Here is a 14,611-nt window from a genome sequence, read left to right as displayed (position 1 = left end):
CTCTCCTGGTGACTGGAATACGTCGCCGGCGACGGCCGGCGGCTGGCACGTCCTGCCGGCGTGCGCGTTGAAGTGACTATAATCAAATTTGGCTCTGCAAATTAGAGCCATTTTGATAAATTTAAAGGAGCCAATTATGCGGGTGAGCGTGCTGACGGACTGGCTCGCGCAGCGTCTCGTGCGCGGCGCCGCGCAGCCGCCGATTTATCGGCAACTGCACCGGCTGCTGCAGCAGGCGATCCTGACCCGCGAACTGCCGCCGGGCGCGCGCATGCCGTCTTCGCGGCTGCTCGCGGCCGAACTCGGGATTGCGCGCAACACCGTCACGCAAGTCTACGAGCAGCTGGTGCTCGAAGGCTATGTGACGTCGGCGACGGGGCGCGGTACGTTCGTCGCGGACAGCGCGCCCGACGAGATCGTCGGCGAGCCGCTGTCCGGCGTTGCCGGCATGGCCGCCGGGGCCACCGCGGCCACCGGGGCCGAAACCGGCGGCGCGGCATTCGCCCGTTCGCTGTCCGCGCGCGGTGCGCGCCTCGTTGGCGGCGCGGGCGTGTCGAAGCGGCAGGGCGGCGCGTTCATGCCGGGCGTGCCGGACGTCTCGCGCTTTCCGGCACGCGTTTGGACCCGGCTGCACAACAAGTATTGGCGGCGCCTGCATCCCGAGTTGCTGACCTACGCGCCGGGCGGCGGCCTGCCGGCGCTGCGCGAGGCGCTGGCCGACTATCTGCGCACGTCGCGCTCGGTGCGCTGCACGCCTGCGCAGATCATCGTGACGACCGGCATCCATCAGTCAATCGACCTCGCCGCGCGCTTGTTGACCGATCCGGGCGACGCGGTTTGGACCGAGGACCCGTGCTACTGGGGCGTGCGCAGCGTGCTGCACGTATCGGGACTGACCACGCGGCCGATTCCTGTCGACGACGAAGGCATCGCGCCCGCAGCCGACGATTTCGCCGCGCCGCCGAAGTTGATGCTCGTCACGCCGTCGCATCAGTATCCGCTCGGGATGGTGATGAGTCTCGCGCGGCGGCGGATGCTGCTCGAGTACGCGCGCCAACATCGCGCATGGATCATCGAGGACGATTACGACAGCGAATTCCGGTATGGCAGCCGCCCGCTCGCGTCGCTGCAAGGGCTCGATACGGCCGGGCAGGTGATTTACGTCGGCAGCTTCAGCAAGACCCTGTTTCCGGGGCTGCGGGTGGGCTATCTGGTGGTGCCGGAGCCGCTCGCGGAAAGCTTCGCCACCGCGAGCGCCGAGCTGTATCGCGAAGGGCAGCTTTTGCAACAGGCGGTGCTCGCCGAATTTATCGCCGAAGGCCATTTTGTCTCGCATATCCGCAAGATGCGCACGCTGTACGGGCAACGCAGGCAGACGTTGCTCGACGCGCTCGCGCGCCGCTACGGCGACGAGCTGCCCGCGGTGGGCGGCGACGCCGGATTGCATCTCGTGATGCGTCTGCCCGAGCGCGCCGACGATCGCGCGCTCGCGCGCGCGGCGCTTGAGCGCGACATCGTCGTGCGCGCGCTGTCAGGCTATTACGCGAATGCGCGGCACGCCGCTGCCGGACTGTTGCTCGGTTATGCGTGCGTGCCGGAGGACGAGATCGCGCGGGCGTTCGATACGCTGTCGTATGCGATCGACGAGACGGTGCTCGGGCGTGGGCGCACGGCGGCGGCTTGAGCGGCGCGGGCCGCGCGGCCTGCCGTTGTGTGCGGCCGTGGCGCCGCGATCGGCCCGGCGCGATCGCGCGCAGATGCGTGCCGAGACGGCCGACGCCAAATTGCCGATAATAGAGCGCTTCGCCCGTCTCACAATCCCGCGATGACCGATTCCAACCGATCCGATGCGGCCGCCGCGCCGCGCCTCACGAGCCTTTCTCACGGCGGCGGCTGCGGCTGCAAGATCGCGCCCGGCGTGCTGTCCGAATTGCTCAAGCGCAATACCGCGCCCGCGTTGTTTCCCGATCTGCTCGTCGGCATCGAGACGTCCGACGACGCGGCCGTCTATCGCTTGAACGACGAGCAGGCAATTGTTGCGACGACCGATTTTTTTATGCCAATCGTTGACGATCCATTCGATTTTGGCCGGATCGCTGCCACCAATGCGTTGTCCGACGTTTATGCGATGGGCGGCAAGCCGATTCTCGCACTCGCGCTCGTCGGCATGCCGATCAACGTGCTGCCGCACGAGACGATCGCCGAAGTGTTGAAGGGCGGCGAGGCGGTGTGCGCGCAAGCGGGTATTCCGATCGCGGGTGGGCACTCGATCGATTCGGTCGAGCCGATCTACGGGCTCGCGGCGCTCGGCATCGTGCATCCGCAGCGCGTGAAGCGCAACGCGGCCGCGCGCGCGGGCGACGTGCTGGTGCTCGGCAAACCGCTGGGCGTCGGCGTGCTGTCGGCTGCGCTGAAAAAAGATCAGCTCGACGCCGACGGCTACGCGCAGATGATCGCGACGACGACGAAACTCAACCGCCCCGGCACGGCGCTCGCCGCTCTGCCGGGCGTGCATGCGTTGACCGACGTGACGGGCTTCGGCCTGCTCGGCCATGCGCTCGAACTCGCACGCGGCGCGGGATTGACCGCGCGCGTGCGTTACGGCGCGCTGCCGTGGCTGGCGGGCGTCGAACGGTTTGCGGCGGCCGGCGTGTTCACGGGCGCGTCCGGACGCAATTGGGCCGCCTATGGCCACGACGTCAGGCTCGACGCCGGCTTGCCCGCCGTCGCGCAGGCGCTGCTCACCGATCCGCAGACCTCGGGCGGCTTGCTCGTTGCGTGCGCACTGGAATCGGTCGACGACGTGCTCGCATGCTTTTGTGACGACGGCTTCGATCGCGCCGCGGTGATCGGCGAGATGATCGACGGGCCGGCGCGCGTCGACGTGCAGTGATGCCGTTTGCCTAACCGGCGCGGGCGCCGGCACTGGCGCGGGCGGGCCGGCACGTGCGCGTGAGCCGCGCTCGCGGGCGCCCGGATTCCATCGAGCGCGGGCCTTTCGTGGCCAAACCGGCCACCCTGCGTTGCCCTGCGCCGTTCACGCATCGATATTGAAGCCCTATACTGCGCACGCAGTTGCCGAACTCCGTTCTTATCCAACTTACTCAAATCAAGGAACGTTCATGTTGACTCGCTCGATACTTTCCGCGGCTGTCTTCTCGCTCGCCGCGTGCGCGACGGCGCCGTCCATCGCGCACGATAGCGACGACGCGTCAGCCGATGCCCGCTCGCACGGCTATCCGGTGAAGGTGATGATCGTCACGATGTTCGGCCCTGAAGGGCAGGCTTGGCTCGACAAGCTTGGGCCGTGGAAGGACATCAAGGTGGCCGGTTTGTCGCCGGATTATCCGGCTGTCCATTGCAACAAGGACGACGTATGCGTCGTCACGACCGGCATGGGCTATGCGAACGCCGCGTCGACGATCATGGCGCTGACGTTCTCGAATCGCTTCGATTTGCGCAAGACCTACTTCCTGATCTCGGGCATCGCGGGCGTGAACCCGAAGCAAGGCACGCTCGGCACGGCTGCGTGGTCGAGATATCTGGTCGATTTCAGCTTGCAGTGGGAAATCGATGCGCGCGATGTTCCGTCGACCTGGAGCGGCGGCTATCTCGGTATCAACACGAAGAGCCCGAATGACAAGCCGCCGCTCGACTACCGCACCGAAGTGTTCCAACTGAACGGCAAGCTGACGGATGCCGCTTATGCATTGTCGCGCAACGCGGTGCTCGCGGACAGCGCGCAAGCGCAAGCGGCGCGCGCGAAGTTCAACTACGCGCCTGCGAATCGGGTACCCACGGTGACGCGTTGCGATACGCTATCCGGCAATACGTGGTTCTCCGGCACGAGGCTCGGCGAGCGTGCTGAACAGTGGGCGAAGATCCTCACCGACAACAAAGGCGCGTACTGCATGACGGCGCAGGAAGATAACGCGTCGTTCGAGGCGCTCAAGCGCGCGGAGAGCGTGGGCCGCGTCGACACGTCGCGCGTCGCGGTGTTGCGCACAGGCTCGGATTTCGACCGGCCTTATCCGGGGCAGACAGACGTCGACAATCTATTGAACTACGCGGATCAGGGCGGCTTCACGCTCGCCACGCAAAACCTGTATCTCGCGGGCAATCCGCTCGTGCAGGATATCGTCAAGCACTGGGGCGACTGGAAGAACGGCGTGCCGGCCCGTTGAAGCTTGCCGCGCGCATCGTGCGCGCCGATCAGCGGCGGGTGCGCTTGAGCGGAACGGTTTCCAGATGGGCGCATTGTCGTCCCAATGATCGAGTTGCGACGGAATCGGTTCGTTCATGATCGTGATCTGACGCTGGCCAATGCAGTGAACGGCATCTGACGAACATGGCGCCGCGCATGGGTTTCGATGCGCGGCGCCATGCGTTTACCGGCCTGCGCCGGCAAGCTGATTGGCGTTCGGATCAGGCCGGTATGCGCGTTGCGCGAGTTCGACGCCGGGCGCGCCGGGAGGCGCGTATGACATCGATTTGCGCAGCGCGGCCAGCGTGCCGTCGCGTTGCGCGCGCTCGAGTTCGGCTTGCACGTCGGCGCGCGTGCGCGGGCCGGATTCGTAGCGCGACGCATTGACGTAATCGCCTGCGTGGCCGGTGGCGTTATCGGTGGCGAAGGCCGGCGCGGTGGCGGCAAGTGCGACGGCGGCGATGGCAAGCAGACTGCTGCGTTTCATGTGCAACTCCTGTCGATTCGATGCGCACGTTCGAGATGGTGCGGTGCGCGACAGGTTGTAATTTAGGACTAGTTGCGTTGGCGATAAATGGCATTGTCGCGAATTGATTTGTCGCGAGAATTGAACAATCGATGCCCTGGGTAGTGGTAGGGATATCGCCGCGGCATGCTGCGCGCCGCAACGCCATACATGGGCCGAGCTGCATGCGCAGACGGCGCACGGCGAACGGAGTGCGGCGCGATGTCGCAGGCTGGCGGCGGCATCGGCCGAGTCTGGGCGGCAGCGACGCGAAGTCGACGCACTCATCGCTTATCGCTCAGCGGCGATATGCGCGAGGCTTATCGGCAATTCGTGCCGGCGAGTACGCTCATTGTGCGCTTTCCTGAAGCAGCGCAATCATCCGCTGCGCGAGCGGCGACAGATAGGCGCCCTTGCGATGGACCACACCGATGCGCCGATGCAATTCAAGCTCGCCGCGCGCGAGATCGAGAGCGGCCGCGTCGATCGGCAGGCTCAGCGCCTCGGTGCCGCCGATGCCGACGATGCGCGTGCCCTGCAGCAAGCGAAACAGCGACGTGCTGCCGAAGTCGGTCTCGATGCGCAGCTTGGGCAGCGGTAATCCGCGCTGCCGAAAGGCGTCGTCGATACGTTGCCGGACTGGAATCGTCGGCCCCGGCAGCAGCCAATCCTGCTCGGCAAGATCATCGAGCGTCACTCCGCGCTTGCGATGCAAGGGGTGCGCGACATCCGCGAGCACGAACAATCGATCGTGAAAAAGCGGTGCGACGTCGAATTCCGCCATGTCGTCCGCCGGTTCCGGCGCGATCGCAAGATCGAGTTCGCCCATTGTAAGCAGATCGAGCAGGTCGCGCGCCAGGCGCCTGCGCAGACGGAGCTTCGCGGCCGGCCGCTCGCCGATCAAGCGGCGGCACGCGCCGAGTACGAGTGCGTTCGGAACAGTCGGCGAATAGCCAATCCGAACGATGCCGAGCTCGCCGCTGCGAATCGCCTGCGCCTCCTTCAGCGCATCGTCGTATTCGAGGGCGATGCGTCGCGCCCGCGCAATGAACTGCACGCCTGCTGGCGTCGCGATGACGCCGCTCGCAGTGCGCTCGAACAGCGTCAGGCCGAGTTGCGTCTCGATCCGTTGAATGGCCTTCGTCAACGCTGGCTGGCTGAGCCCGAGCGCGTCGGCCGCTTTGCCGATGCTGCCGTGACGTTCGACGGCGAGCAGGTAGTCGATGTCCCGTGTTTCCATCTGCCATTCCTGATGGTTATGACTGTATAGCCAATTCTGCATTGTAGTGATGATCTCCATCATACAGACTGGCGCAACGGATCGAACCACGGAGAATCGATTGAGCTTTCCCTATTTTCTGCGACGGGCCGCGCGCTATTGGGGCGACTTGCCGGCCGTCGTTCATCGTGATCGCACGCTCAGCTATCGTCAGTTAGACGAACGATCGACGCGGCTCGCGAATGCGCTGCTCGGACTGGGTTTCAAGAAGGGCGACGCGATCGTGGTTCAGGCGCGCAACTGCACGGAACTCGTCGAGATCGAGTGCGCGCTGTACAAGGCGGGTCTGGTGAAGGCCGCGTTGAACCCGCGCTTCACGATGGCGGAGGCGTCGGACGTCATCGCGAGCTGCACGCCTGTCGCGCTGATCGCGGGCCCAGGCTATACGCGCTATGCGCCGGATACGAGCGGCTGTGCGTCGGTCGAGCGCTTCATCGCGATTGGCGAGCCGACGATCGGTTATCTCGACTACGAAACGCTGATCGAACAGGCAAGCGCGCAGGTGCCGAACGTCGTTTGTGGGCCGGACGATCTCGCGGTGCTGCATTTCTCGTCGGGCTCGACGGGCAAGATCAAGGCGGCGATGCAAAGCCACGGCAACCGACTTGCGTCGCTGCGCAAGCTGCTGCTCGGCATGGATCGTCCCGCGCGGCCGGGTGATCGCGTCGCGCTGATCGGCCCCGTCACGCATGCGTCGGGGATGCTGATGCAGCCTTATCTGTACTGCGGCGCGACGCTCGTGTTGTTCGATACGTTTGAGCCCGAACATTTTCTGGCCGAAATCGAGCGGCTGCGGATCACGCACACGTTCATGGTACCTGCGATGATCAACATGCTGCTCAACGAGCCGAGCCTCGCACGCGCGGACCTGCGCAGTCTGGTGACGCTCGCTTACGGCGCGGCGCCGATGGCGCCGGCGCGAATCGAGGAAGCCTGGGCACGGATCGGCCCGATTTTGTCGCAAGGCTATGGCGCGAGCGAATCGACGTCGGGCGTTACGCGCCTGAGCATTGCCGATCACGCGCACGCGATCCTGCATCGCCCTGAACGGCTCGCGTCGTGCGGCCGGCCGCATGGTGAGAGCGAGGTGCGCGTCGTCGACGCGCATGGCCGCGAAGTCGAAGGCGATGCGATCGGGGAGATCGTGATTCGCGGCGACGACGTGTTCCGCGGTTACTGGGGCGAGCCGGAGCTGACGCGCGAGGTGCTCGTCGACGGCTGGCTGCATACCGGCGATCTCGCGCGCGTCGACGAGGAGGGTTTTCTGTACCTCGTCGACCGCAAGAAAGACATGATTATCTCGGGCGGCTTCAATGTCTATCCGACCGAGGTCGAGGCGACGCTGTACCGGCATTCGGCGGTGCTCGAAGCGTGCGTTATCGGCGTGCCGGACGACAAGTGGGGCGAGTCGGTGAAGGCGGTGGTCGTGCTGAAGTCGGGTTCGACCGTGGACGCCGATGCATTGATCGCCCATTGCCGAGCGAGCCTTGCCGATTACAAGCTGCCGCGCTCGGTGAATTTCGTCGCGGACCTGCCGAAGAATCCGAGCGGCAAAGTCGCACGCAAGCTGGTGCGGGAGCACTTCTGGCAAGGCGTTGCGCGCCGCGTCAATTGATGAGGAAGCCTGATGTTCGATGATCTGACGCATCCCGAATTCGTCGCGGTTCGCGATGGCATTCGTCGTTACGTTTCGAATGAATTGATTCCGCTTGAGCGCGAGCTTGGGCTCGATGCCGAAACGCCGTGGCCGAACGAGACGCTGCGGCGCGTATGGCGGCGTTCCGCCGAGCTGGGTTTCTATTCCGCTTGCCTGCCCGCCGCGCTTGGCGGCAAAGGTTTGTCGATCCTTGAACAATGTGCGTTGAAGGCCGATCTTGCCGCGAGCGGCACTGTGCTCGCGCCGCACGTACTCGGCGATCTCGGCGGGCCTCCGCGTGTCGGCAACATGCTGAAGTACGCGACGCCGGATCAGCTTGAGCGTTATTTCATGCCGGTGATTCGCGGCGAGAAATCGACCTGTTTCGCATTGACCGAGCCACACTCCGGTTCCGATGCGCTAAGCATCAAGACGACCGCCGCCGTCGATGGCGACGAGTTGGTGATCGACGGCGCGAAGCATTACATCAGCGGTGCGCCGTTCGCGGATTTCGCGATCGTGATGTGTGTGACCGACGCAAACCAGACGCCGCCGCAGATCAGCGCGGTGCTCATCGATCTGGATCTGCCCGGCGTGACGGTTTCGCACGAATACGTGCCGATGTCGGGCCAGCACATCGACGCGGACATCCGTTTCGAGCGCGTGCGCGTGCCGCGTGCGAACCTTTTCGGCGGCATCGGCAACGGCTTCAAGCTCGGGATGTCGCGGATCAATGTCAATCGCCTGCTGCATTGTCCGACGATGCTCGGCCTTGCCACATTCACCTATCGTGCGGCACTCGACTATGCGCGCACGCGGCAGCAGTTCGGTGGCCCGATTGCGCGCTTTCAGGCGATCCAGCACATGTTGGCCGATATGGCGTCGGCGTTGTGGGCGTGCGAAAGCATGATCGCGCAGACGGCGGCGCTCGCCGACGCAGGTGCCGATCTGAAGATGAAGGCGGCCGCGTGCAAGCTGTTCGTGTCAGAGCGTTGCTTCGAGGTCGCGGACAAGGCGGTGCAGATCCACGGCAATGTCGGCGTGACGCGCGGCCATCCGGTCGAGCGCGCGTTCCGCACGCTGCGGATGTTCCGGATCGTCACCGGCACCAGCGAGATTCAGCGCAACACGATTGCGCGTGCGATTCTCGATCCGGCGGGTCAGTAGGGGTGAGCGTCCCCAGAGTGGATCATTGGCGCACGACGTGCGCATCGGAGTCATCAGCATGAAGCAAAACAAACCGGAATGGTCGTGTCTGACCGGCGTCACGATCGTCGACCTTAGCCAACTCTTGCCGGGGCCGCACGCGACCGCGCTGCTCGCGCAGCTTGGCGCGAACGTCGTGAAAGTCGAGCCGCCTGGCTCGGGCGATGCGTCGCGGCTACTCGGCGATGCGGTGTTCGCGCAATTCAATCGCGGCAAGCGCTCAGTTGTACTGGATATCAAGACGCCTGAAGGAAAAGCGGCGCTCATGAAGCTCGTACGCGATGCGGATGCGCTTGTCGAAGGGTTTCGTCCCGGGGTGATGGCGAAGCTCGGTCTGGATTATGCCGCGTTGGCACAGGAAAATCCGCGCATCGTGATGTGCTCGATTTCGGGGTTTGGGCAGACGGGGCCTTACGCGAACCGTCCGGGCCACGACCTCAATTATCTTGCGCAAGCCGGTTATTGGTCGGCGCCCGCACAGATCGAAGACAAGGTTGCGCGGCCCCGCGTGCGGCTTGCTGACTATGCGGCGGCGAGTCACGCGGCGCTCGCGCTGGCTGTCGCCGTGATGAGCGCGCGGCAGAACGGGCGCGGGCAGCATCTCGACGTATCGATTCATGATACGACGATGGCTTGGGTTGCGCCTGCCGCTTGGGCCGCCCGCAAGCGCGGCGCGGATGCGCCGCCGCCTTCATCGCTCGTGATGCCTGACAACGATCTGTTCGAGACTGCGGACGGCCGACATCTCGCGCTCGGCATTCTTGAGAACAAATTCTGGATCGTGCTGCGCGACACGCTCGGCGGCGAGTTTCCCGCGTTGACGGACGTGCGGTTCGAGACACGTATCGGCAGGCTGCGGCACAAGAACGAAGTGCATGCGGCATTGAAGACCGTTTTTGCGACGCGCACGCTTGCCGAATGGATAGGCGCGCTTGCCAGCGTCGATTTGCCGATTTCGCCCGTGCTCGACGCCGACGAATTGTTCGACGATCCGCACGTTCGGGCACGCGGGATGGTGCGCAAGCTCGACGACGGCGATGCGATCGCGTTGCGCTTTCCCGTGAAATTCTCGCTTGGATTGCCCGACGGCGATGATCGCGTGCCGGAGTTGAACGAGATGTGGCTTGACGTATCGGCACGGAACGGCGCGGCCTGATGGGCTGAGGCAACAGGGCCGCCGGGGTCTGCGACCGAACAACAAATACGGAGACACGGATGACAACGGATAACGCGCACTATCGTCCGGCACGGGCATGGTCGATCGCGATCATGCTTGCGTTGATGATGCTTGTGAATTTTCTCGATAAGGTCGTGCTCGGCCTTGTATCAGTACCGATGATGCGGGAACTGCATTTGTTGCCGACGCAGTTCGGGCTGATCGCCGGCAGTCTCAACTGGCTGTTTTCGGTGTCGGCCGTGATCGGCGGAATCGCGGCGAACCGGTGGCCGACGAAATGGCTGCTGCTCGGCATGGGGATGGCATGGTCCGTGTTGCAGTTACCGATGCTCGTCGTGGGGTCAGTGTGGGTGATTGTCGTGTGCCGGGTACTGCTCGGCATTGGCGAGGGCCCGGCGTCGCCCGTTGCCGTTCACGCGCTGTACAAGTGGTTTCCCGATGCGAAGCGCAATTTGCCTGTCGCCGTGTTGCATCAGGGCAGCGCGCTCGGTCTGCTGATCGCCGGGCTGACGATTCCTGTTGTCTCGTCGCATTGGGGGTGGCGTGCGAATTTCGCATTGCTCGCCGCGCTCGGCTTGCTCTGGTGCGTCGTCTGGCTCGCGTATGGCGAGGAAGGAACACTGGAGCGCGCCGCATCGCTTGCGGGCCCCGCAGCCGCCGATCGCGTGCCCTACGCACTGCTGCTTACCGATCGTACGGTGCTGGGCAATTTTTTCGGCCATTTCGCAGCGAATTGGATTCTTGCGATGACGTTGACCTGGCTGCCAACTTATTTGCAGCTCGGCTTGGGTTTCGGTGCGCATTCGGCGGGCCGCTTGTTTGCGCTGTTTGTCGCGGTGACGTCGCCGTTGAGCCTTGCGCTCGCATGGTGTTCGCAATGGCTGCTCGTGCGCGGCGTGGAGTCGAGGGTGGGGCGCGGATTGTTCGTATCGGCGGCACTCGCGCTCGCGGGCGCGTTGCTCGCCTTGCTTGCCTTACCCGGTCTGCCCCCCATCGGTAAGATCGTGCTGCTCACGTTCGGCAGCGGTCTGACGCTCGTCATGTATTCAATCGGCCCCGCGATGCTCGGTGAAGTGACGCCCGACGCGCAGCGCGGCGGGGTTCTTGCGCTTAGTAACGGGTTTGCGTCACTCGCGGGACTCGGCGCGCCCGTGATCGTCGGCGTGCTGATCGAAGCGAAGGGCGGATCGATCGCGCAGGGCTTCGAAGCCGCGTGTCTCGTCTGCGGTGCCGTGCTGATCGGATGCGGCGTGCTTGGTGCGATATGTCTCGATCCGTCGCATTCGCGACGACGTCTCGCGCGCGGTGGAGCATCGGCTGGTGAGATGACGCGGGTTTGATGGTGGCTGGAACGATGAAAAGAGTGGTGATTTGAGGGTAATGATTCGTAATGCGAATGAATAATAAGAGACGCTTGAAAGCGATGTGAGCAGGATTGGAGGAGACAAATGAGAAAAATGATTTGGCTCGCGCTGGCGGGCGCGTTACCCGGGCTGGTTCATGCGCAGTCGAGCGTGACGCTGTTCGGGCGAATCGGTGGCGGAGTGCGTTGGGTCAATGGCGTGCAGGGCGGCGGTGTCGTCGGTTTCAACAATAACCTGATCGCCGGCAACGAATTCGGAATACGCGGCAAGGAAGACCTGGGCGGTGGCACGAAGGCGATATTCATGCTCGACGGCGCGTTCAATAGCGGGACCGGTACGTTGAAGACGAACGGTATGCTGTTCTCACAAGCAGCGTATGTCGGCTTGTCCGGTGGCTTCGGACGCGTGACGTTTGGTCGGCAGTTCAATGCAGCCGAAGACTTCGGCATCGTCATCGATCCGTCGGGCGGGCGCGGTCAATCGCTTGCGATCGAGCCTGGCGTTCTGTGGGGCGGTAATTACTTCACGCTCGATTCGCGCTTCAACAATACGATCAAATATCTCGGCGAAATCGGTGGCTTGCGCTATGGCCTAAGCTATTCGCCCGGCGGCGTCGCCGGTAACTCGCATGCGGGTACGAACTTCTCGGCGGCTGTGATGTATCAGTATCAATCCGTGCTCGGCGGCGTGTCGTATTCGAAAACCTATAGCCCCGACGGCTCGCAATTCGCGCAGACGCTGCAAACGGGCGGCACCGTGCAGCTCGGAGCCGCGCGCCTCTACCTAAGCTACGCGACGCTCGACGTTTCGGCCGCGAAGGCGGGCCGGCCGAACCGGCGTGACAAGATTCCATCGGCGGGCATCGTCTACCAGCCTGTGCCGTCATGGCAGCTCACCGCGGCCGTTTATGACGATATCGCGAGCAATCTCGGCAACATGCGCGGTGCAGGCGGGCACAAGCTGTCGTCGTATGCGGTCATCGAGTATTTCCTGTCGAAACGCACCGAACTCTATGCGGAGATCGATCGCAACGGCTTCACAGGCGCCTACAAGCGCGACCCGGCGAACTTGGCGGCGCTCGGACTGAGGCCAGGCGCGGGCGGCATGACAGGCGTGTCGCTCGGCTTGATGACACATTTCTGAAGTCGGTCTTGATACCGACGGTCTTTCGTTCTCCTTTTCAGGACATGTATGTGATGAAGGCGATTTCTTGTTTCTTCGTTATTTTGGCCGCGGCGACATGCGCGCAGCCGGTGCCGGGGTTCGCGCAAACGGGAGCGGGTGGTGTGGTGGAGGAGGCGTGGGGCACAGCGGCGGCATCCGGTTCTGCTCAGACATCGACATTTGAGGGCCGGCCCGCATCGACATCGATGCCCACAGCCGACGCCGCGATGCGCAAGCAGCGCAAAGCTGAGGACCGGCGCTTGAGACGCCATGTCAGTGCGGCGCTTGCGCATACCCGCGGTCTCAATTCAACGCGTCTGATCGTGCGCACGCACGACGGCGACGTCACGTTGCTCGGCACGCTCACCGATGCGAACCAAGTTGAATTGGCGGTCCAGGCCGCGCAGCGCGTTGATGGCGTTAAGCGCGTGCGGAATGCGATTCGTGTCGGTGAGCCGGGATTGTAATCGTCATGTCGTTGCAGCGATCGACTGATGGCGGGAATCGGTCGATTCACGGCGTGGCCGTATTTCACTATCTTTCATTACCTGTTACGGAGTCCACATGCTCAACATGCACGCTTCATCGAAAAGCCGCGCGATACGATACACAGCCGCCGTTTGCCTGCTGACGGCGGCTTTATGGTGCCAAGCCGCTGAGCCGGATGAGGCGGCCGCCAGCGCCGACCCTGTCAAGCTCGGCATCATGCAAGGCTTTCCGCCTCCGCAGGACAAGCTCGTGACGAAGGAGAATGCGTTCCGGTTCCCGAATCTGCGCTGGTCGTTGCGCAACACGCGGCTCATCGCGCCGACCGCGAACGTCGGCCATTCGAGCGAACCGTGGCCATTGCCGTCCGGTAATGCGGCAGCGCTCGACAACGTTCGTTTCGCCATCGGCGGCAGGACGCTGACACTCGCCGATTATCTGCGCGACACCTATACCGATGGCTTCATCGTGGTGAGCCGAGGCAAGATCGTCTACGAGCGCTACTTCGATTCGTTCAGGTCGAGCGATGTTCATGCATGGGCGTCGATGGCAAAGTCCATGACGGGGCTCGTCGCCGCGCGGTTGATTGCCGAGGGCCGGCTCGATCCGCAGGCTCCGCTCGCACGCTATGTGCCTGAGCTTGCGGATACGCCACTCGGCGCGGCGACGATTCAGCAGAATCTCGATATGGAAGTGCCTGTCACCTATCCGCCCGGATTGCCGCCCGATCTTGGGCTGTTCGGTGCGGTGGGCATCGCGCCGCGTCGTGACGGCGCGCCGAATACGATCTACGATTTCTTGAAAGTGACGCGTGCGACACCGGGCATGACGGCGGGCCAGGTGTGGTTCTATCAGAACGGCTCGCCGGAGGCGGTTGCATGGGCGTTGTGCCGGATCGCGGGCCGCTCGTGGAGCGAGTTGGTTGCGGACGATGTGTGGCGCCGGATTGCCGGCGACGATGCGTATGTCGTTGTTGATCGCGTCGGCATCGAGATGGCGAGCGGTGGTTTGCATACCACGCTGCGCGATGCGGCCCGCTTTGCCGAATTCGTGCGCTCGGGCGTGGGTGCGAAACCGCAGATCGGTTCGGATGTCGAAGCAAAGACGAACACAGGTTCGACGAATGATGCCGTGGAGCCGATGCGAGCGGCGATTCACGTCGCGCTGAAACCGGCTGACAACGCGGCGTTGTTTGCGCAGGGCAATTTCGCCGCTGGTCGCGCAGGCTATTCATACCACGATTACTGGTATCAGACGAACGACGGCGACGGTTCGTTTGTCGCGAGCGGCCGTTTTGGGCAAGCGATCCTGATCGATCCGAAAGCGGCGCTATCGATTGTGAAGTTCTCATCGTCGCCGGATTTCGCGCCGCGCGCGCAAAGTGCGGGTGCTCAGTCAACTGCGCGTCCGTTGCTGGAGCGTGCCGATGCGCTTCAGACTGCGGCGCGCGCGATCGCCGCTGCGTTGGCGCGTTGAACGTGTCGGATGGATGCATGGAGAGGATGGGACGCGGCGGATGTGCCGTGTAGGTACAAGCGTCGCGGGATGCGTTCCGGTTGTTTCGAGCGCGTCATACGCCGGAAGCCGCGC

General features: G+C 63.9%; 12 protein-coding genes. 10 read left to right on the top strand and 2 right to left on the bottom strand.

All coding sequences use genetic code 11. From position 1 onward, the window contains the following. Positions 1-136: 136 nt before the first annotated feature. The 3 genes from pdxR to AQ611_RS23550 all read left to right on the top strand — a co-directional run bounded on the left by pdxR (position 137) and on the right by AQ611_RS23550 (position 4,184). Positions 137-1,684 (top strand): MocR-like pyridoxine biosynthesis transcription factor PdxR, encoded by a 1,548-nt coding sequence (gene pdxR, locus AQ611_RS23560; protein ID WP_069236255.1) that lies wholly within the window; start codon positions 137-139, stop codon positions 1,682-1,684. Positions 1,685-1,825: 141 nt separating this feature from the next. After that, positions 1,826-2,893 carry a selenide, water dikinase SelD gene (gene selD / locus AQ611_RS23555; RefSeq protein ID WP_069236254.1) on the top strand — a complete coding sequence of 356 codons (1,068 nt, stop codon included), beginning with the start codon at positions 1,826-1,828 and terminating at the stop codon, positions 2,891-2,893. 229 nt (positions 2,894-3,122) lie between these two features. After that, a complete protein-coding gene (locus tag AQ611_RS23550) occupies positions 3,123-4,184 on the top strand; it encodes a purine-nucleoside phosphorylase (RefSeq protein ID WP_069236253.1) in 1,062 nt (353 codons plus the stop codon). A 204-nt stretch (positions 4,185-4,388) separates the two neighbouring features. Here AQ611_RS23550 and AQ611_RS23545 read toward each other — a convergent pair whose 3' ends face one another. Together AQ611_RS23545 and AQ611_RS23540 are read right to left on the bottom strand one after the other, a co-directional pair. Next, positions 4,389-4,691: a DUF4148 domain-containing protein gene (locus AQ611_RS23545; protein ID WP_059512808.1), complete on the bottom strand. Its 303-nt coding sequence runs from the start codon at positions 4,689-4,691 to the stop codon at positions 4,389-4,391. Between the two features lie 367 nt (positions 4,692-5,058). Continuing rightward, positions 5,059-5,949, bottom strand: coding sequence for a LysR family transcriptional regulator (locus tag AQ611_RS23540; protein ID WP_059512810.1), 891 nt, complete (start codon positions 5,947-5,949; stop codon positions 5,059-5,061). 100 nt (positions 5,950-6,049) lie between these two features. Between AQ611_RS23540 and AQ611_RS23535 the strand changes: the two genes are divergently transcribed. From AQ611_RS23535 to AQ611_RS23505, 7 genes are all read left to right on the top strand, one after another. Beyond that, a complete protein-coding gene (locus AQ611_RS23535; protein WP_069236252.1) occupies positions 6,050-7,603 on the top strand; it encodes an acyl-CoA synthetase in 1,554 nt (517 codons plus the stop codon). Between the two features lie 12 nt (positions 7,604-7,615). Further along, the gene (locus AQ611_RS23530) at positions 7,616-8,791 is read left to right on the top strand and encodes an acyl-CoA dehydrogenase family protein (protein ID WP_069236251.1); all 1,176 of its coding nucleotides are present in this window, start codon (positions 7,616-7,618) and stop codon (positions 8,789-8,791) included. A gap of 58 nt (positions 8,792-8,849) precedes the next feature. Continuing rightward, on the top strand, positions 8,850-9,986 hold the full coding sequence (locus tag AQ611_RS23525) for a CaiB/BaiF CoA transferase family protein (RefSeq protein WP_069236490.1): 1,137 nt from the start codon (positions 8,850-8,852) through the stop codon (positions 9,984-9,986). A 59-nt stretch (positions 9,987-10,045) separates the two neighbouring features. Beyond that, positions 10,046-11,347 carry an MFS transporter gene (locus AQ611_RS23520; protein ID WP_069236250.1) on the top strand — a complete coding sequence of 434 codons (1,302 nt, stop codon included), beginning with the start codon at positions 10,046-10,048 and terminating at the stop codon, positions 11,345-11,347. Between the two features lie 108 nt (positions 11,348-11,455). Next, entirely contained in the window at positions 11,456-12,514 is a 1,059-nt protein-coding gene (locus AQ611_RS23515) for a porin (protein WP_069236249.1), read from the top strand. 53 nt (positions 12,515-12,567) lie between these two features. Beyond that, positions 12,568-13,002, top strand: a complete 435-nt coding sequence (locus tag AQ611_RS23510; protein WP_180978115.1) for a BON domain-containing protein — start codon at positions 12,568-12,570, stop codon at positions 13,000-13,002. Positions 13,003-13,108: 106 nt separating this feature from the next. Next, positions 13,109-14,497, top strand: a complete 1,389-nt coding sequence (locus AQ611_RS23505; RefSeq protein WP_083237565.1) for a serine hydrolase domain-containing protein — start codon at positions 13,109-13,111, stop codon at positions 14,495-14,497. Positions 14,498-14,611: the final 114 nt, after the last annotated feature.

The organism is Burkholderia singularis (assembly GCF_001718875.1).
Lineage (GTDB): Bacteria > Pseudomonadota > Gammaproteobacteria > Burkholderiales > Burkholderiaceae > Burkholderia > Burkholderia singularis.
This window is presented reverse-complemented; position numbering and strand designations above follow the sequence as displayed.

What these genes read in the sequence shown, in the direction of transcription:
- pdxR (WP_069236255.1), top strand. Translation starts at nt 137, where the DNA reads ATGCGGGTGAGCGTGCTGACGGACTGGCTCGCGCAGCGTCTCGTGCGC.
- selD (WP_069236254.1), top strand. Translation starts at nt 1,826, where the DNA reads ATGACCGATTCCAACCGATCCGATGCGGCCGCCGCGCCGCGCCTCACG.
- AQ611_RS23550 (WP_069236253.1), top strand. Translation starts at nt 3,123, where the DNA reads ATGTTGACTCGCTCGATACTTTCCGCGGCTGTCTTCTCGCTCGCCGCG.
- AQ611_RS23545 (WP_059512808.1), bottom strand. Translation starts at nt 4,691, where the DNA reads ATGAAACGCAGCAGTCTGCTTGCCATCGCCGCCGTCGCACTTGCCGCC.
- AQ611_RS23540 (WP_059512810.1), bottom strand. Translation starts at nt 5,949, where the DNA reads ATGGAAACACGGGACATCGACTACCTGCTCGCCGTCGAACGTCACGGC.
- AQ611_RS23530 (WP_069236251.1), top strand. Translation starts at nt 7,616, where the DNA reads ATGTTCGATGATCTGACGCATCCCGAATTCGTCGCGGTTCGCGATGGC.
- AQ611_RS23525 (WP_069236490.1), top strand. Translation starts at nt 8,850, where the DNA reads ATGAAGCAAAACAAACCGGAATGGTCGTGTCTGACCGGCGTCACGATC.
- AQ611_RS23520 (WP_069236250.1), top strand. Translation starts at nt 10,046, where the DNA reads ATGACAACGGATAACGCGCACTATCGTCCGGCACGGGCATGGTCGATC.
- AQ611_RS23515 (WP_069236249.1), top strand. Translation starts at nt 11,456, where the DNA reads ATGAGAAAAATGATTTGGCTCGCGCTGGCGGGCGCGTTACCCGGGCTG.
- AQ611_RS23510 (WP_180978115.1), top strand. Translation starts at nt 12,568, where the DNA reads ATGAAGGCGATTTCTTGTTTCTTCGTTATTTTGGCCGCGGCGACATGC.
- AQ611_RS23505 (WP_083237565.1), top strand. Translation starts at nt 13,109, where the DNA reads ATGCACGCTTCATCGAAAAGCCGCGCGATACGATACACAGCCGCCGTT.